13 protein-coding genes and 1 riboswitch are annotated in these 17,902 nt (G+C 71.8%); of the genes, 3 read left to right on the top strand and 10 right to left on the bottom strand.

Annotated elements, in window-relative coordinates; translation table 11 throughout:
* Nucleotides 1–6 precede the first annotated feature (6 nt).
* The 4 genes from ACFFQA_RS04085 to ACFFQA_RS04100 form a co-directional block, all read right to left on the bottom strand.
* Nucleotides 7–153, bottom strand: a complete 147-nt coding sequence (locus ACFFQA_RS04085) for a hypothetical protein (RefSeq protein WP_377850243.1) — start codon at nt 151–153, stop codon at nt 7–9.
* On the bottom strand, nt 153–1,646 hold the full coding sequence (locus ACFFQA_RS04090) for a PfaD family polyunsaturated fatty acid/polyketide biosynthesis protein (protein ID WP_377850244.1): 1,494 nt from the start codon (nt 1,644–1,646) through the stop codon (nt 153–155). Before ACFFQA_RS04090 ends, ACFFQA_RS04085 begins: the two co-directional genes overlap by 1 nt.
* A complete protein-coding gene (locus ACFFQA_RS04095) occupies nt 1,643–3,982 on the bottom strand; it encodes an SDR family oxidoreductase (RefSeq protein WP_377850245.1) in 2,340 nt (779 codons plus the stop codon). Before ACFFQA_RS04095 ends, ACFFQA_RS04090 begins: the two co-directional genes overlap by 4 nt.
* Nucleotides 3,983–4,287: 305 nt before the next feature.
* The gene (locus ACFFQA_RS04100; RefSeq protein WP_377850246.1) at nt 4,288–4,512 is read right to left on the bottom strand and encodes a DUF2277 domain-containing protein; all 225 of its coding nucleotides are present in this window, start codon (nt 4,510–4,512) and stop codon (nt 4,288–4,290) included.
* A 131-nt stretch (nt 4,513–4,643) separates the two neighbouring features.
* Nucleotides 4,644–4,729, top strand: a riboswitch (ZMP/ZTP riboswitch).
* A gap of 28 nt (nt 4,730–4,757) precedes the next feature.
* Between ACFFQA_RS04100 and glyA the strand changes: the two genes are divergently transcribed.
* Complete coding sequence (gene glyA / locus ACFFQA_RS04105) at nt 4,758–6,014, top strand: serine hydroxymethyltransferase (RefSeq protein WP_377850247.1); 1,257 nt, start codon at nt 4,758–4,760, stop codon at nt 6,012–6,014.
* Between the two features lie 45 nt (nt 6,015–6,059).
* Here the strand turns inward: glyA and ACFFQA_RS04110 are convergent, their stop codons facing one another.
* Both ACFFQA_RS04110 and ACFFQA_RS04115 read right to left on the bottom strand, forming a co-directional pair.
* The gene (locus tag ACFFQA_RS04110; RefSeq protein WP_377850248.1) at nt 6,060–7,469 is read right to left on the bottom strand and encodes a M1 family metallopeptidase; all 1,410 of its coding nucleotides are present in this window, start codon (nt 7,467–7,469) and stop codon (nt 6,060–6,062) included.
* A 113-nt stretch (nt 7,470–7,582) separates the two neighbouring features.
* Nucleotides 7,583–11,593: a Pls/PosA family non-ribosomal peptide synthetase gene (locus ACFFQA_RS04115; protein WP_377850249.1), complete on the bottom strand. Its 4,011-nt coding sequence runs from the start codon at nt 11,591–11,593 to the stop codon at nt 7,583–7,585.
* Nucleotides 11,594–12,601: 1,008 nt separating this feature from the next.
* Between ACFFQA_RS04115 and ACFFQA_RS04120 the strand changes: the two genes are divergently transcribed.
* Nucleotides 12,602–13,453, top strand: coding sequence for an oxygenase MpaB family protein (locus ACFFQA_RS04120; RefSeq protein ID WP_377850250.1), 852 nt, complete (start codon nt 12,602–12,604; stop codon nt 13,451–13,453).
* 266 nt (nt 13,454–13,719) lie between these two features.
* Here ACFFQA_RS04120 and ACFFQA_RS04125 read toward each other — a convergent pair whose 3' ends face one another.
* Both ACFFQA_RS04125 and ACFFQA_RS04130 read right to left on the bottom strand, forming a co-directional pair.
* On the bottom strand, nt 13,720–13,899 hold the full coding sequence (locus ACFFQA_RS04125; protein ID WP_377850251.1) for a hypothetical protein: 180 nt from the start codon (nt 13,897–13,899) through the stop codon (nt 13,720–13,722).
* A complete protein-coding gene (locus tag ACFFQA_RS04130; protein WP_377850252.1) occupies nt 13,896–14,594 on the bottom strand; it encodes a response regulator transcription factor in 699 nt (232 codons plus the stop codon). Before ACFFQA_RS04130 ends, ACFFQA_RS04125 begins: the two co-directional genes overlap by 4 nt.
* Nucleotides 14,595–14,961: 367 nt before the next feature.
* Here ACFFQA_RS04130 and ACFFQA_RS04135 point away from each other — a divergent pair, with 367 nt between their 5' ends.
* A complete protein-coding gene (locus ACFFQA_RS04135; protein ID WP_377850253.1) occupies nt 14,962–15,588 on the top strand; it encodes a DUF1345 domain-containing protein in 627 nt (208 codons plus the stop codon).
* Here the strand turns inward: ACFFQA_RS04135 and ACFFQA_RS04140 are convergent.
* Together ACFFQA_RS04140 and ACFFQA_RS04145 are read right to left on the bottom strand one after the other, a co-directional pair.
* Nucleotides 15,575–17,146, bottom strand: a complete 1,572-nt coding sequence (locus tag ACFFQA_RS04140; RefSeq protein ID WP_377850254.1) for an MDR family MFS transporter — start codon at nt 17,144–17,146, stop codon at nt 15,575–15,577. The two genes, ACFFQA_RS04135 and ACFFQA_RS04140, sit on opposite strands and share 14 nt — an antisense overlap.
* A complete protein-coding gene (locus tag ACFFQA_RS04145; protein ID WP_377850255.1) occupies nt 17,143–17,802 on the bottom strand; it encodes a TetR/AcrR family transcriptional regulator in 660 nt (219 codons plus the stop codon). The genes ACFFQA_RS04140 and ACFFQA_RS04145 overlap by 4 nt, the downstream gene beginning before the upstream one ends.
* Nucleotides 17,803–17,902: the final 100 nt, after the last annotated feature.

Below are 17,902 nucleotides of genomic sequence, written 5' to 3' on the forward strand. Positions count from 1 at the left end.
TCCCTCTCACCCACGGAAGTTGGCGCCGTCCCCGGAGGACAGCAGAACCAGCCGGTCCCGCGCGGAGAACTCCACGCTCAGGTCACGGGAGCCGAGAGCACGGTGGTGCGCCTCGCTGACCGCATCCGGCCCCGACCCCGCCACCACCGCCATCAAGCCAGCTCGCGCGGGGGAAACGCGAACGCCGACGTCGGCACCGGCACGCCGTAGCCGCGCAGCTGCTGGGCGCGGGTGACCACGGCCGCGCCTTCGAGCAGGTTCAGCGCGATCTGCACCACCGAGCGGTTGTCCTGTTCAGCCAGGAAGGTGCCCCTCGTCCAGCGGTTGAAGGCTCCCATCGCCGGGCCGCAACGCAGTTGGTAGTCCTCCTCGCGCTCCGGGTCGCCGTGCACCGCCCACAGCCGTGACGTGTCGAGGTACCACCGGAAGACCAGCGCCATCCGGTGCCGCGCGTCGATGATGGCGCGCGCGTCGGCGACCTCGGCCAGCACGTCGGCCACGGGGCGCCCGAGGATGCCGTGCTCCAGCTCCGCGCGCTCGGCGGGCGGGAGGTCCTCCAGCGAGTGGTGGTTGCGGTAGAGCTCGTGCAGCCGGGTGGCGCGCTCGGCGAAACGGGTTCCCTTGCTCAGCACCTGTGCCTGCTCGCCGCGCTCGAACCCCACCGAGCGCGGCGCGAGCACCGTGTCCGCGAGGTCGGCGTCGGCAAGCAGCCGCTTGCCCGCCGCCGACAGCCCCGACTCCACCGCGGCCTGGTTCACCGAGCCGGTCACCACGTAGTCCGCGCCCAGGGTGAAGGCCGCCGCGACCGACTGCGGCGTGCCCAGCCCACCGGCCGCCCCCACCCGGACCGGGCGCGGGTACGCGTGGCGCGCGGCCAGCTCGTCGCGCAGCGCCAGGATCGCGGGCAGCAGCGACATCAGCGGGCGGGCGCTGCCGGAGGCGGCCGTGACGTCCTCGGCGACCGGCACCAGGGCGGCCAGCTCCGCCTCCTCCGCCGTGATCTGTCCACTGTGGACAAGCTCGCGGAGGGCGCGGGGCGGCGCGGGCGAGAGGAAGCGCTCGGCGAGCTCCGGGCTGGAGACCTTGGCGAAGAGCTTGGTGCGGCGCTGGATCCGCCCCTCGGGGTCGCGGCTGAGCCCCACCGCCGAGCAGCGCACCACCGCCGGGGTCAGCGCGGTGAAGCCGGAGACCGACACGCACGGCACACCGTAGGCCAGCAGCAGGTCGACCACCGCGTCCTCGGTGGGACCCGCCGCGAGGTTGACGCCCCAGTTCGGGCGGCAGCCCACGGCAGCGGCCAGCTCGGCGACGGCCCCCTCGACCTGGGCGAGCGACAGCCCGGAAGCGCCGAAGAACGCCAGCATCTCCGCACGGGCCATCGCCGCGACCATGGCCGTCGTGGCGACCCCGTTGGCCATCTCACCCGCCGCGTAGGGGAACCGCGTGCCGTGCGAGGTGCAGAACGAGCGGTCGCCGAGCCACTCCGGGTACAGCGGCGGCAGGGTGCCCACGATCGGGCTACCGCCCCTGACCTCACCGATGACCAGGCCGAGATCCTCCTCCTCCCCGGAGACCAGGTGCACTGGTTCGCGGATGCGGCGCGCGCACTCGGCGACGCCGTCCCGGGAGAACGCGAGGACGTTCACGCGGCCACCCACAGCGGGGCTGTGACGCGAACGGGCGGGGCCAGCTCGTCCAGCGCCGCCGCCCACAGGTGGTCCAGCCCGTCGGAGGCCGACAGCGACGAGTCGGTGACGACGCACAGGCTGGCGTCCTCCCCGTGCGTGCCGAGGAAGATCCCGACCGGGCGGTCCCGGTGCAGCACCCCGACGGGCACCATGCCGATGGCCTCGGAGCCCCGGAAGTCCAGCGACCGGGTCCACCGCGTGTTGCCCGCGACCAGGTCGACGTGCCAGCGGGAGAAGGTCAGCGCGCAGGTCAGCCGTACCAGCGGGGCCGGGAGCGAGCGCATGCCCCGCGTGGTGCCGATGCCGTCCTTCTGCTGGAGGCTGGACGCGCGCACCCTGGCCAGCCGCTTCATCGGGTCGGGCTCGTCGCACGGCAGCTCCACCCGCAACGGCACCACGTGGTTGCCGAACTCGTCCGGCCCCGGGGTGCCGCCGACGGTCATCGGCACCAGCGCCCACAACCGCTGCGGACCGTTGCTCCACGGCATGCCCGGCCACTCGCGCAGCATCCCGCTGAGCGCCGCCAGGTAGACCTCGTTCACCGTCACCCTGTGCAACCGCGCCGCCCGGTGCAGCCGTTCCGCGCCGACGGTGGTCCACCACACGCGCCGCTCTCCGGTGAGCCCGCGCGCGGAGAACGGCCGCGACGACACCGGCGTGAACCCGCGCAGGTACCCGAGCACGCTGGCCGTCACCGAGCGCAGCACCCTCGGGCGCGCGGACCACGGCTTCGGCGCCTCGGCCTCGGCGGCCTCGTCGTCGAGCAGGCGGTAGAGCGCCTCGGCAGCCGAAGCCCCGTCGAGCAGCGCGTGGTGCGGCTTGAACAGCACCGCGTACTCGCCGTCCTGGTAGCCGTGGATCAGCCAGAGCTGCCACAGCGGTTCGGTCCGGGCCAGCCGCTGGCCCAGGATGTCCTCGGCGACGGCGCGGAGCCCGCGTTCGCCCGCGCCACCGACCGAGCCGATCTCGCGCACGTGGTAGCCGAGGTCGAGCTCCTCCCGGTGCTCCCAGCCGCGGCCGGAGCCGAGCGCGAGCGACAGGTCGGGCACGCGGGACAGCCGCGCGGCGACGTGCTCGCGCAGCTCGTCCACGGTGGGCGGGCGCCCGGAGAACCGGAGCAGGCCGCCCAGCTCCATGCTGTTGGGGCGACCGGCGTCGTAGTCCAGGTAGACGCGGTCCATCGCGGTGAGCCTGCGCGGGCCGAGGTCCGTGGTCCGCACGCTGCGCAGCAGGTAGTCCGGGTCGATCGGGGTCTGCTCGCCGCGCGGTCCCAGCACGGCACGCGCGCGGGAGTCGTCGTAGTCGCGCCGGTGGCTCAGGTAGGGCTCGAAGCTGGGCGCCTGGAGCGCGCGTTCGATCGCGCGCATCCGGTGCGGAGGGTGCGGAACGAGCTTGACCCGCAAGGGAAAGCTCTTCTCCAGCAGCGCGACGACCGACTGCACGGGCACGTCGCTGCCGTGCACGACGTGGTAGGTGTCGACGCCGCCGGAGGGCTCGACGTCGGCGATGCGGGCCATGGCCGCCGCCGCGTCGCCGACCGGGATGAAGTTCAGCCGCGCGTCCTCGTGGCCGACCAGCCGCACGGCGGGGCGGAGCCAGCGCGGCAGCCGCAGCCAGCCCAGCCACATCCGGCGCTGCCGCGCCTTCCCGTCCCGCACCAGGTCGAGCAACGGGTGCGACCACAGGTCCCCCGGCGCGGGCTCGTCGGTGATCATGATGCTGGGGCGGTGGACCACCACCGGCCGGAAGTGCTCGTCGGCCCACGCGCGGACCAGCGCCTCGGCCTCGTGCTTGGACCGCTCGTAGGCGTTCTCGAAGCCGGAGAGGTCGTCGAGCGCGTCCTCGGCGACGACGCCCTCACGGCGCGAGCCGGCCACGAAGGCACTGCTGACGTGGTGCAGCAACGGCTTCCTGGCACCCGCGCCGACCAGGTCGAGCACGTGCCGGGTCGCGGTGACGTTGGCCAGCCGCAGCGCGTCCAGGCCCGCGTCGGGTGCCACGCGCCCCGCGCAGTGCCACAGCACGTCCACCTCGTCGGCGAGCTCCTGGAACGCCTCCTCCGACAGGCCCAGGCGCGGCTCGGTCAACTCGACCGGCACCACCCGGATCCGCTCCGGCAGCCCGCTGATGAAGGTGCGCGGCGCCCCCGCGCGCTCCAGGTACCGGCCGATGCGCTCCAGCGCGTCCGGTGATCCCGCGTGCGCGAGGACGAGCAGGTTCGTGTGCCGCTCCAGCAGCTCACGAACGAGGCGCAGACCGAGGAAGCCGGTAGCGCCGGTTATAGCGACGGTCACGGTGGAGGAACTCCTCACGGAGAACAGTAGAGAGCCGAATCGGGGCCGTGGGATGGTCACACAACAGCGCAGGGCGTTTGAAGATCCACTCCACGGGAAACGCGAATAGCCGACCGGGGTTCACTCGGCAGGGTATTCATCACGGAAAAGGCAACCACGAACAGTGCCCGCGCCGGCGGCGCCCATCACCTGTTCGGCCGCAGGACTTCTCCCGGGCACACCTCCCCTTCCGGCCCTGTCCGCCAACCCCGGACAGCCCCTCGGACGAGGGAAAACGCGACGGTACCGCCAAGCGGGTGAAGTGCTCAGCCGGTGCTCTTCGCCGATCCGCGCACCTCGATGGCGGACAACAGCTCGGCGGTGGCCTCGGCGACGACGGCGACCGCGCGGTCGAACGCCTCGGCATTGTGCGCGGCCGGTTTCCGGAATCCGGAGATCTTCCGGACATATTGCAGCGCCGCCGCCTGGATGTCGATCTCGGTGACGTCCTCGGAGAAGGGCGGGCGAAGGGTCTTGATGCTTCGGCACATGACCGCAGTATGAAACGGGGCACTGACACTCGCGCCGCCCCGCCGTCCGGGACACGGCGGCGAGGCAGGTGAGGGGGCCGCGTCGCGGCCACGGGTGGGTGAAGGACCCGGACCGCCGGACGACTACCATTCGCGGTGTTCGCGACTGGCGTGTCGAGGGTGGGATCGACCACCGGGGAGCCTGAGCCGGAACGCACCGCGCGCCTGGGTGCTTCGGCAGCGCCTTCGCGCGCGTGGAGGTCGTCGTGCACGAACCCGCCATCCCGACCCTGACCGCCGCCGACCCCCAGGTGGCGGAGCTGGTGCAGGCCGAGGCCCGCCGCCAGTTCGACAAGGTCCGCCTGATCGCCTCGGAGAACTACGTCTCCACCGCGGTGCTCGAAGCCACCGGGTCGGTGCTGACCAACAAGTACTCCGAGGGCTACGCGGGCCGCAGGTACTACGAGGGCCAGCAGGTCATCGACCAGGTCGAGCTGCTGGCCGTCGCGCGGGCCAAGGAACTGTTCGGCGTCGACCACGCCAACGTCCAGCCGTACTCCGGCTCCCCCGCCAACCTCGCCGTGTACCTGGCGTTCCTGGAGCCGGGCGAGAAGGTCATGGGCATGGCGCTGCCGATGGGCGGGCACCTCACCCACGGCTGGAACGTCTCCGCGACCGGCAAGTGGTTCCAGAGCGTGCGCTACGGCGTGCGCAGGGAGACCGGTCGGGTGGACATGGACGAGGTCCGCGACCTCGCGCTGGCCGAGCGGCCCAAGGTGATCTTCTGCGGGGGCACTGCGATCCCGCGCACGATCGACTTCCCCGCGTTCGCCGCGATCGCCGAGGAGGTCGGCGCGGTCCTGGTCGCCGACATCGCGCACATCGCGGGCCTGGTCGCCGGTGGGGCGCACCCGTCGCCGGTCGGGCACGCGCCGGTGATCACCACGACCACGCACAAGACCCTGCGCGGGCCGCGCGGCGCGATGGTGCTCACCGACGCCGAGCACGCGAAGGCGATCGACAAGGCCGTCTTCCCCGGGCTCCAGGGCGGTCCGCACAACCACACCACCGCCGCGATCGCGGTGGCGCTGGGCGAGGCGTTGACCCCGGACTTCCGCACCTACGCGCACGCGATCGTGGCGAACGCCCAGGCGTTGGCAGCGGCGCTGGTGGAGCGCGGCTTCGACCTGGTCTCCGGCGGGACCGACAACCACCTGATCCTCATCGACCTGACGTCGAAGGAGCTCGGGGGCAAGCCCGCGGCCCAGGCGCTGGACCGCGCGGGCGTCGAGCTGAACTACAACGCGGTGCCGTTCGACTCGCGCAAGCCGTTCGACCCGTCCGGGATCCGGCTGGGCACCGCGGCGATCACCACGCGTGGGCTGGGCGTTGAGCAGATGCCGCAGGTGGCCGCGTGGATCGACCGGGCGGTGGCCGCGGCGGGCGACGACGCGGAGCTGGACCGGATCGGCCGCGAGGTGGCCGAGCTGATGGCGGCCTACCCCATGCCCGGCTGGGCGTAGCCGAGCTGGTCGGCGGGCGGTCCCGCCCGCCGACCGGCGGCGATGTCACCGCGGCCCGAAGGACGAGGAGGGGTCGGGCAGCTCCTCGGTGAACAACCAGCGCTGGAACATCGGGCTCAGCGTGCGACGGGTGCGCTGCTCGGCGTGCGCGATGAACTGGTCCGTGGTGACGTTGCCGCCGCGGTACTTCTGGCCCCAAGTGCGGAGGACGTCGAAGAACCCGTCGTCGCCAACGGTGCGCCGCAGCGCGTGGAGCGTGTGGGCGCCCCGGAGGTAGACGCGGTCGTCGAACATGTTCCGGGGACCGGGGTCACCGATGCGGATGTCCTGGGCCGAGGTGGACAGCTCCGACCACGCCCGCACCGCGTGGGCCTCGGCGCTCGCTCCCCCGGAGTTCTCCGACCACAGCCACTCCGCGTAGGTCGCGAATCCCTCGTGCAGCCAGATGTGCCGCCAGTCCGCGGCGGTGACGTTGTTGCCGAACCACTGATGGGCGAGCTCGTGCGCGACGTAGTGCTCGTAGCCCCGTGCGCCGTCGAGGTGGTTCGTGCCGAAGACGGAGAACGTCTGCGTCTCCATCGGCGCCTGCAGCTCGGCGTTGACCACCACCGATCCGTAGACCTCGAACGGGTAAGGGCCGAACAGGCGCTCGAAGAGGTTGATGATCTCCGGCTGCCTGCCGAAGTCGGTGGCGAAGTCCTCCGCCGCCCCCGGCGGGAAGGCGTTGCGCAGCGGCACGCGGCTCCCGCCCTGCTGCACGAAGGAGAACCGCCCGATGTTGACGGTCGCGAGGTAGGTGGCCATCGGGCCGGGGTGGGCGTAGGACCAGGTGACCTGGCCCGAATCGAGTGAGGTGCCGGTGAGCGTGCCGTTGGCGACGACCTGGTAGGACTCGGGCACGGTCACCTCGATCAGGTAGCCGGCCTTGTCGCTGGGATGGTCGTTGCACGGGAACCACGACGGCGCGCCCAGTGGCTGGCTGGCCACCACCACGCCGTCCTCGGTGGCGTCCCACCCGATCTCGCCCCAGGAGGTCCGGATCGGGCCGGGGCGGCCGGAGTAGCGCACCCGCACGTCGAACTGCTCGCCGGCGGCCAGCACGCGACCCGGATGGACGTGCAGCTTGCCCGCGCTGTGGGTGAACCCGGCGGCGGCGCCCGCCACCTGGACGTCCGACACGGTCAGCTCGTGCAGGTCCAGGCTGAACCCGGAGAGCGCGTGGGAGGCCGTCGCGGTGATCACCGCCGTCGCGTCCAGGCCGCCGGAGCGGGGGGTGTAGTGCAGGTTGAGGTCGTAGTGCGTGACCCGGTACCCACCGTTGCCGTGGGCCGGGTGGTACGAGTCGGCCGAGACCGCGCTGCCCACGTCGCCCGCCTCTCCCGCGCCGCTCGCTCCCGTCCGGTCGAAGTCACACGCGGTCAGTCCCAGCACCGGCAGCGCCACCGCTGCCGCCATGAATCGGCGACGACTACATCTGTTGCCGCGCACGTCCATCCGAGTTGCCCTTCGTCGTCGCTGTCCAGCCGGAGGCGGGGTGCCCCGGCGCACCGGGGCACCCCGCGGACCGGTTACTCCCCGCCCAGGTTGTCCGAGTCCGCTCGCCACGCGCTGATCGGGTTGCCGCACCAGCGCGTCGCGGTCGGCACGGTCTCGCCGCGCATGACCAGGGACGCGGGTCCGATGGTGGTCATCGGCTCCACCCTGGTGCCCGGCAGCATGATGCTGCGCGGCCCCAGGGTCGCGCCGTCCTCCAGGTCCACCCGGTCCAGCCGCATCAGCCGGTCGTGGAACAGGTGCGTCTGCAACACCGTGCCCCGGTTCACGGTGGCCCCGTCGCCGAGCCGCACCAGGTCGGTCTCCGGCAACCAGTGCGTCTCGCACCAGACCCCACGACCGATCTTGGCGCCCAGGGTGCGCAGCCACGCGTTGAGGGTCGGGGTGCCGAGCGAGGCGGTGACCAGCCACGGCACGGCCAGCACCTCGACGAAGTTGTCGAACAGCTCGTTGCGCCACACGAAGGAGCTCCACAGCGGGTGCTCGCCGCGGCGGAACCTGCCGACCAGCACCCACTTCGCCGCGGTGGTCACCAGCGCGGCGACCACGCCCGCCGCGAAGAGGACCACACCGCCGAGCGCCGCGGCCGTTCCGATCCCGTACGTGTTGACCAGCAGGGCGAGCGTGACGAGGACGAGCTGGCTCAACAGCACCGACAGCAGCATCGGCACGACCCGGAGCACCTCGACCGAGCTGCGGGCGAGGACCAACCGCTTCGGCGGGGCGAAGGTGCGGGACGGATCGACCGGCTCCACCACGCGGGGCAGGCGGATCGCCGGGCGGCCCAGCCACGAGGATCCGGGGTCGGTGTCGGCCGGCGCGTCCGAGAGCACCCCGACCAGCGCCCCCTCGGGAACGGCGCGGTCCGGCCCGACGATGCCGGAGTTGCCGACGAACGCCCGTTCCCCGACATCGGCGCGCCCCAGGCGCAGCCATCCGCCACGCAGCTCGTAGGGCGCGAGCAGGGTGTCGTCGGCGAGGAACCCACCGTCGCCCACCGTGATGAGCCGAGGCAGCGTCAACACCGTCGACGCCTCCACGTGGCGTCCCACCTTCGCACCGAGCATGCGCAGCCACACCGGGGTGAACAGGCTGGCGTAGAGGGGGAACAGCGTGGCACGGGCGCCGCCCATCAGGCGCTCGGTCAGCCACGCGCGCCAGGCGACACCGCCGTCGGCCGGGTGGCACCCCGCGACCAGTCCTCTGCCCACCACGCGGATCGTCACGGCGAGCAGGCAGGTGTACAGGACCAGCGACATGACCGTCATCAGCGGAGCCGCGACCGCAAGGTGCCCCAGCACCGTGTCCAGCGCCTGGTCGCCACGGATCAGGAAGTAGAGCAGTGCCAGCGAGGGGATCGAGGCGAGCAGCATGAAGAGCCCGGTCACCGATCCCGACAGCATGTACGCCAGCGACCAGCGCAGGGAGCGGCCGGTGCGCGGCGACGGCCACGACTCGCCCGCGGTGCCGACGCACCGCGCGGGCGAACCCGCCCAGCACTCCTCGGCCGGGATGAGCCCCGAGACCATCGAACCCGGCAGCACCTCGGCCCGCTCACCGATGTCGGCGCCCGGCATCACCGTGCTGCGACCGCCGACCCGCGCTCCCGCGCCGACGGACATCTCACCGATGTGCAGGACGTCGCCGTCCAGCCACCAGCCCGCCAGGTCCACTTCGGACTCCACGGCGCAGCCGTCGCCGAAGGTGGCCATGCCGGTGACCGGGGGCAGCGAGTGCAGCTGCACGTTCCGGCCGACCCGGCAGCCCAGTGCCCTGGCGTACAGACCCGCCAGCGGGGTTCCGGTGAAGCTCGCGGCGCTGAACACCACCGCGAGCCGCTCCGCCGTCCACAGGCGCAGGTGGGTCGGCCCGCCCCTGCGGTAGCTGCCAGGGCGTATCCCGTGGCACAGCAGCCGGACGCCGACGCAGACGATCAGCCACCGGCCCGGTGGGCTGAACAGCACCAGCCAGACCGGGACGAGCAACCACCACGAGGTCTGCACCGTCCACGGCAGCGGGTCGACCAGCTCAATGATGTTGAACAGCACGAGCAGGCCGAACAGCCAGCGCGTCCCGGCCAGGGTGAACAACGCCGCCTGGAGCAGCGTCTGCGCCACCCCGCTCCACCTGGAGGTGGGGCGCACCCGCCGCGCCGCCGTCACCCCGCCCTCCAGTTCGTCCAGCCGCGAGGCCAGCGCCCGCAGCGTCGGCCGGTGGTAGACGTCGGCGACCGACACCTCCGGGTAGCGGCGCCGCAACACCGACACGAGCTGGGCGGCGGCCAGGCTGGTGCCGCCCAGGTCGAAGAAGTCGCACTCGGCGCCCGCCGGGACGGCCAGCAGGTCCGTCCACTTCCGGGCCAGCCAGCTCTCGGTGTCGGTCAGCTCCGCGGCGGGGCCCGACTGCCCTTCCCCGCCGACCGCCGCCTCCGCGGGCAGCGGCCAGGGCAGCGCGTCGCGGTCGACCTTGCCGGAAGTGCGGGTCGGCAGCGTGGCGACCACGGCGATGCGCGGGACCAGCGCCGCGGGCAGCCGCTCGCCGAGCAGCCGCCGCACCCGCCCCACATCGAGCGCGACATCGTCCTCGGGCACGACGTAACCGACCAGCACCGGGGTTCCCGAGGCGCTGCAGCGCACGGCGGTCGCGGCCGCGGCGACCCCCGGCAGCGACAGCAGCGCGGCGTCGAGCTCACCCAGCTCGACCCGCCGCCCGCCGATCTTGACCTGGTCGTCGGCCCTGCCGACGAAGACCAGTCCCCTGCGCTCGGCGCGCACCAGGTCGCCGGTGCGGTAGCCACGGGACCAGCCCAGCTCCGGCAGGGCCGCGTACTTCTCGGCGTCCTTGTCCGCGTCGAGGTAGCGACCGAGGCCGACGCCGCCGATCACCAGCTCGCCGGTCTCGCCCCAGCGGACCGGTCTGCCCTGCGGGTCCACCACCGCCAGCCGCCAGCCGTCCAGGGGCAGCCCGATGCGCACGACGTCGTCACCGAACATCTGCGCGGCGCAGGCCACCACGGTGGCCTCGGTCGGGCCGTAGGTGTTCCACACCTCGCGGTCGGCGTCGGCGAGGCGGTCGGCGAGCTCGGCCGGGCACGCCTCGCCGCCCAGGATCACCAGCCGCACCCGCTCCAGCGTCTCCGCGGGCCACAGCGCGGCCAGCGTGGGCACAGTGGACACCACGGTCACGCCGCGCTCCACCAACCAGGGCCCGAGGTCGGCCCCGGACCTGACCAGCGCGCGCGGCGCGGGTGCCAGGCACGCGCCGTGCCGCCAGGCCAGCCACATCTCCTCGCAGGAGGCGTCGAAGGCCACCGACAGCCCGGCGAGCACCCGGTCGCCCGGCCCGATCGGGCGGTCCTGAAGGAACATCCGGGCCTCCGCGTCGACGAACGCGGCGGCGGAGCGGTGGGTGACCGCGACGCCTTTCGGGGTTCCGGTCGAGCCCGAGGTGAAGATGATCCACGCGTCGTCGTCGAGATCCGGCGGGCGCAGCTCGCCCCGTGGCGGGACCTCCGCGCGCGGCGCCAGGTGGCGGCCGGCGCCGAGCACGGCGCACACGCCGGCCTCGGACCACACCAGCTCCGCGCGCTCGTCCGGGTCGTCGGCGTCCACCGGCACGTAGGCGGCGCCGACGGCCAGCACGGCGAGGATGGAGATGTAGAGGTCCGCGGTGCCCGACGGCGCCCGCACCCCGACCCGGTCCCCGGCGCCGATGCCCGCCTCGCGCAGGCGCTCGCCCAGGCTGTCCACCTCCGCGACCAGCGCCGTGTAGTCGAGCGCGACGAGCCCGTCGTCGATCGCCATGGCGGTGGGGTGGGTGGCCACCGCGGCGCGGAGGATGTCGCACAGCGTCCGTGCGGGCGCGGCGGGGCGCACCGGGTAGACCGCGGGCCCTGCGGTTCCGGCCCGCTGGGGGGACCAGGGTGGGACGGTTATCTGGAGTAATCCGGATTTGTCCACGTCAGGTGCGGCGAGGGACTTGTACATCACGTCGGCTGCCTCCATGTACCCAGCGCTGCGGCTCATGTCCGCGCGTGGCACAGCTGTCTGAGGTGAGAAATTGCGGGCACAACAAAATGACCGTCCGCCACTCGGGCGACGGTGACGAGCGACCGCATTAGCCCCGAAACGCGGTCCACTCAGTTGCGAATAGTCCTGTTTGACGACATGCGTGAGAGGGAATGCTCTCCCGCGAACCACGAGACACGGCGACCAAGTCTCTAGATAACCCAACCACCGCGACAACTCGACCTTACAAGGCGAATCCATTGGCTTTTGTGAAAATAATTTCACGTTGACGATTTCTTAACCGTATCGTGAGCGCAGATGAACTCGATCCCGTTTTGCCCGTTACGAGTTGCCGAGTTTCCGGTTGTCCGGTCAACCAGAAGGGCCGCCACCGAAAACGAATGCATCGGGCCATGCAGCCCTTCTACCAGCGCAGACGTTTGCCCCACGCCTCGCGATCGCGCCACGCGGCACACAAACAAGACAATCCCAACGAATGCACCAACCGAATGCGGAACACCTGAGGCGTCGCCCAGAATTCCCTCGGGTCACCACGCGAAGGGGTCGATGGACATTCTTTTCAGCTCCCTCTCCCCCAAAAACCAGAAACGAACCAAGCGAACGTCACGAATTCACGGAAACTCCACAAAGGACGATGGAAAGCAAGCAAGGACCGAGTGCTGATGATCAAGGTCGCGAGACGCGGGGACCGATCGACGAGGTTAACCGGGGTGCCCGAGCAGCGCACCCCGTCGCCAGGACCTCGGCACAAAAGAAGAACCCGGCCGAGCGCGACTATTCCGGACCACTGTTTCCCGCACCGGGGACGCGCGCCCGTTCCCACCGGAGGGCGCCGGGAGCCCCTGCGGCGCCGACGGCGTCACGTCTCATTTCGAAATGAACCGAAGGCCGGTGCGCGGCTCCCGGGGCGACGGACGGCGACCTTCCTGATATCGAACCGTGTCCGGGCCAGCACACCGCGTCCTGCATGCTGAGGTGATCGTCGGCTGGCCTGGGGGTGCTCGGATGTCGATCGGGCTGAACACGGTGCGGCAGCGGGTCGGCGCGAGCCTGTTCGAGCGCGTCGCCGGTCCCGACGGCCCCGCGACCCGGGACCGCATCGACGGCGCCCCTGGCCCGCGGTGGTTCGGCCCGGACAGCGCCATCCGCCGCGTGCACTCCGACGCCTCGATGTTCGTCGGCGGCCTGCGCGCGTTGCTGCTCCAGTCCTTGCACCCCATGGCAATGGCCGCCGTGTCGGGCCACTCCGGCTACCGCTCCGACCCGTGGGGCAGGTTGCAGCGCACCAGCACGTTCCTCGCGGTGACCACGTTCGGCACCGCCCAGGACGCGCAGGAGGCCATCGCCCACGTCCGCTCCGTGCACGAACGCATCCGGGGCAAGGCGCCCGACGGCCGCCCGTACCGCGCGAGCGACCCCCACCTGCTCGGCTGGGTGCACGCGGCGGAGATCGACAGCTTCCTGCGCTGCTACCAGCGATTCGGTCCGAAACCGCTGAGCGACAAGGAATGTGACGACTACATCGCCGAGACCGCGCGGATCGGCGAGGCCCTCGGGGTGCTCGGTCCGCCGCGTTCCCAAGCGGAGCTGGCGGCCGTGCTCGACGGGTACCGCCCCGAGCTGCGCGGCACCACGCAGGCCAGGGACACCGCTCGCTTCCTGTTGTTCAAGCCACCACTGCCCTTGCTCGCGCGAGCGCCCTACGCGGCGTTGGCCTCCGCCGCCGTGGCGTCGTTACCGCAGTGGACGCGATGGCCGTTGCGGCTGCCCTACTTCCCTCCGGTCGAGCGGACCGCCGTGCAGCTCGCCGGGCACGGGGTCGTCGGCGTGATCCGTTGGGCGATGGCGCCGACCTGAGCGCGGGATGCCCCGGCGGGTCAGGGGCGGCGGCAGTCGTAGAGCACGGCGCCCGCTGCTCCCCCGTGGTTCCCCTGCGGCACAACGGCGCAGTGCTCACGTACCCAGTCCATGCGCTGCCGCGCCTGCCCCTGCTGGGGCGTGAACCGCGCGGCACCCAGCGACGGAGTTGGACGCGGCGAGCGCGCCTCCGTCCAATGCGAGCTTGATCCGCGCCCTGCCGGAGTTGGTGACCGCGTAGTCCAGGACCTTGCGCTGCTCCGGGCTCAGCTCGCCCTCGTTGGTCCAGTTCCCCCGGTCGTCTCCGCCACTGCGGGCGGGGCCAGGCTCCGAATGTCCACAGAGGACTGTGGACCGGATGCGGGCAGGCTCGCGTTGGCCGGGAGCGCGCCGATGGCGGAGAGCACCACCATCACCAGCAGCATCCTGCGGCGGAGCCCGGTCACCGCGGCAACCGCAGCACGTACCCGACTCCGCGCACGGTGTGGATCAACCGGGGTCCGCCGCAGTCGAGCTTGCGGCGCAGGTACGACACGTAGGTCTCCAGGTTGCCCGCCTCCCCCGCGAACTCCTGCCCCCACACGTGGTCGAGCAGCTGCTGGCGGCTCAGCACCACGCGCGCGTTGACGACGAAGTAGTGCAGCAGCCGGTACTCGGTGTCGGTCAGTTCGATGAACCGCCCGCCCCGGTGCACCTCCCGCGTGCGCGGGACGATCTCGATGTCGGCGAACACCAGCCGGTCGGCACCGCGCAGCGCCCCGGTGCTGCGGAGCACAGCACGCACCCTGGCCACCAGCTCCCCCACGGAGAAGGGCTTGGTGAGGCAGTCGTCCCCGCCGAGGGTGAGCCCCCGGATCTTGTCGTCGTCGGAGTCCCTGGCGGTGAGGAACAGCACCGGCACCCCGCCCTGCCGCGCGTGCAGCTTCGGCGCGAGCGAGACCCCGTCCCCGTCGGGCAGCACCACGTCGAGCACGACGACGTGCGGGGTGAACCGGTCAGCGACGGAGAGCGCCTCGGCGACACTGGCGGCGCACGTGACCTCGAAGCCCTCGTACCGCAGCGCCGTCGAGACGAGCTCAGTGATCGCCTGCTCGTCGTCGACGACGAGCACCCGGGTGACTGGCCGGTCCGTTCCGATCATGACCAGATCCTGCCGCCCGTTCCTGGGAGAACGCTGGGAACCGCGAACACCCGGATTCGGCCATCGGTGACATGACCGCCCCTCGTTCCGACGACGTCCCCGAAGGCGGAGCCGAGCCTTGACGCCGCGCTGGGCACCTCGTGCCGCGGTGCGGAGCCCGGTGGTCCAGCGGCACCGCGGCACGAGCGCGGCGCGCCTCGGAGACCGTGGTCGTCTCCGGGCAGTCGGTCCGGGCGAGGCGTGGCGCCGACGGGGGCGCAGCGCCGCGCTCGTCACCTTCCTCAGCCAACACGGCCGTTCCGGGAGGCGCGAGCGGGTTCGCGGAAAGCGACTACTAGAGTCCCTTGTGGACAGAGGGGGTACGCCGGTGGCCAGGCGGCGGTTGATCTACCGGTGGGTGGAGTTCGCGCTGATCGCCGTCGGCGCCGCGGTCTTCGTCGCGGAGTTCAGCGACGTCTCCGAGCTGCTGGTCCTGGTGGCGTGGGACGTCGTTGCCGTGTTCTACCTGGGCCTGCGGTGGCTCCGGGTGCGCAGGCACCGCGACGGGCAGGACTCGCGGTGGGTCGACGCCATCGCCGCGCGCCACGTCGGTTCCGTCTCCTCCGTGCTCGCCGGGTTCGTGGGACTGGGAGCGGGGTTCCTGATCGTGCTCGCCGACCGGCTGGACAGCGGGCTGGCCGTCCAGGCGAAGCTGGTCGGAGTACCCGCCATCCTGTTCGGCTGGCTGATCCTGCACTTCGGGTACTCCGACCGCTACGCGCACCTGCACTACCTGGTGACCGATGAGGACGGGCTGCGCTTTCTGGGGACCGGCAAGCCCAACGCCCTCGACTTCGCCTACTTCTCCTTCACCGTCGGCGTCTCGTTCGCGGTGTCCGATGTGGAGGTTCACGACCGGCGCGTCCGGTATGTGGTCCTGGTGCACAGCGTGCTGTCGTTCCTCTACAACACCGCGATACTCGGCATCGCGATCGGCGTGCTCACCGGGCGTTAGCCTCTTCCTCGGCGAGCCGCTGGCCCGCGCTCTGCGTCTTGAGCGGGATCTGCTTGATGAACACGATCGCGACCAGCGCGAGCACCGCCATCGGGACGCCGAGCAGGAACAGCTCCCCAGTGGCCGTGCCGTAGGCCGAGCGGACCACCGCGGCGACGGGCTCTGGCAGCAGAGCCAGGTTCGGCACCGCCGTCCCACCGCCCCCTTCCGGGACCGGGATGCCCGCCGCGGCCAGTCCCTCCGCCGTCATCGTCCCGACCCTGCTGGCCAGCACCGCGCCGAGCACGCTCACCCCGATCGAGCCGCCGAGGCTGCGGAAGAACGACAGCGCCGAGGTCGCCGCGCCGAGGTCCTTGGGCGGGACGTCGTTCTGCGCCACCAGGACCAGGTTCTGCATCAACAGGCCCACGCCGACGCCGAGCACCGCCATGTAGCAGCCGAGGGTCAGCGCCGAGGTCGTTGCGCCGATGGTGCCCAGCAGGCCGAGCCCGGCGATCAGCAGCACACCGCCCAGCAGCAGGTGCCACTTCCAGGTCCCGGTGCGGCTGATCAGCTGGCCGGACACCGTGGAGGCGATCAGCATCGCGAAGATCATCGGCAGGCTCATCAGCCCGGCCTCCGTCGGCGACTTGCCCAGGGAGAGCTGGAAGTACTGCGACAGGAACACCGTTCCGCCGAACATCGCGACACCGACCAGGAAGCTCGCGGTGGTGGCCAGCGAGACCGTGCGGATGCGGAACAGGCTCAGCGGCAGCACCGGTTCCGGCACCCGGGACTCCACCACGAGCGCGGCCACCAGGACCAGCAGGCCGCCGCCGACCAGCAGCACCGACCACCAGGAGAGCCAGGGGAACTGGTGGCCCGCCAGCGAGGACCACACCAGCAGCGTGGAGACGCCGGTCATCAGCAGGAACGCGCCGAGGTAGTCGACCTTGACCTCCTTGCGCAGCGCGGGGAGGTTCAGCGTGCGCTGCAGCAGCAGGATGGCCGCGGCCGTCAGCGGGGTGCCGATGAAGAAGCACCAGCGCCAGCCCAGCCACGGGGTGTCCACCAGCACGCCGCCGATCAGCGGTCCGGCGACCGTGCCGACCGCGAACACCGCGCCGAGGACGCCGGAGTACTTGCCGAGATCGCGCGGCGAGACGATGGTCGCCAGGATCACCGGGGCGAGCGCGGTCAGGCCGCCCGCGCCGATACCCTGCACGATCCGGCTGACCAGCAGCACCTCGATGCCCCCGGACAGGCCGGCGACCAGCGAGCCGACCAGGAACATCCCCAGCGAGAGCTGGACGAGCAGCTTCTTGCTGTAGAGGTCGGCGAGCTTGCCCCACAACGGGACCGTGGCCGTCATCGCCAGCAGCTCGGTGGTCACCACCCAGGTGTAGGCCGACTGCGAGCCGCCGAGGTCGGAGATGATCCTGGGCAGCGCGTTGGCAACGACGGTCGAGGCCAGGATGGACACGAACATGCCCATCATCAGCCCCGACAACGCCTGGAGCACGGCGCCGCGGCTCAGCTCGGGTGGCTGGTGCACCGGTGGTGGCGCGGTGGTGGTCATGCGGTTCCCCCTCGTGGACGGTGTTCGTTGTGGTCTCGACGCGGCGCGGGCAGGCCCTCGGCGATCGCGTCGAACGCGGTGCGCAGGAGCTCGGCGATCGGCTGCCGCCCGCCGTTGTGGTGCCAGGTCCTGACGGTGGCCTTCACCGCGCCGCTGACGACGGAGAACAGCAGCGCGGGATAGAGGTCGCGGTCACCGTCGAGCCCGAGGCGCTCGGCGATGGCGTCGATCATGGTCTGGTCGGAGGTCAGCTGGGCCGAGACGATCCGCGACAGCAGGCTCGGGTGCTTGTCCACCACGGCGAACCTGGTCAGCCACTCCTCGCGGTCGTCGTCGAAGGTGGCCATCTCCTCGGCCACCATCGCCATGATCGCCTCCAGCGGGCTGAGCTCGGCGGGCGCGGCCAGCAGCCGCCGCACCGCCCGCTCGGAGCGCTCCTCCGCGTCCGGGAACGGGACCAGGATCGCGTCCTCCTTGCACGCGAAGTAGTTGAAGAAGGTCCGCGGCGAGACCCCGGCCTCCGCGCTGATGTCCTCGGCGGTGACGTTGTCCAGACCGCGCTCGGCGACCAGGCGCAGCGCGGCCGCGGCGAGGGCGCGGTGGGTCTCCAGCTTCTTGCGCGCGCGCAGGCCCATCGTCTGGCCGGTCGATGTCATGCGACGACGCTAGCAAGAATCTTGCAGCCTCTGCATATTTGCAGCGACTGTACGTTTGTGGTCTTGGTCTCACGGACTCGTCCGCCTGGCGCATCCACAG

The organism is Allokutzneria oryzae, assembly GCF_042429765.1.
GTDB classification, from domain to species: Bacteria; Actinomycetota; Actinomycetes; order Mycobacteriales; family Pseudonocardiaceae; genus Allokutzneria; species Allokutzneria oryzae.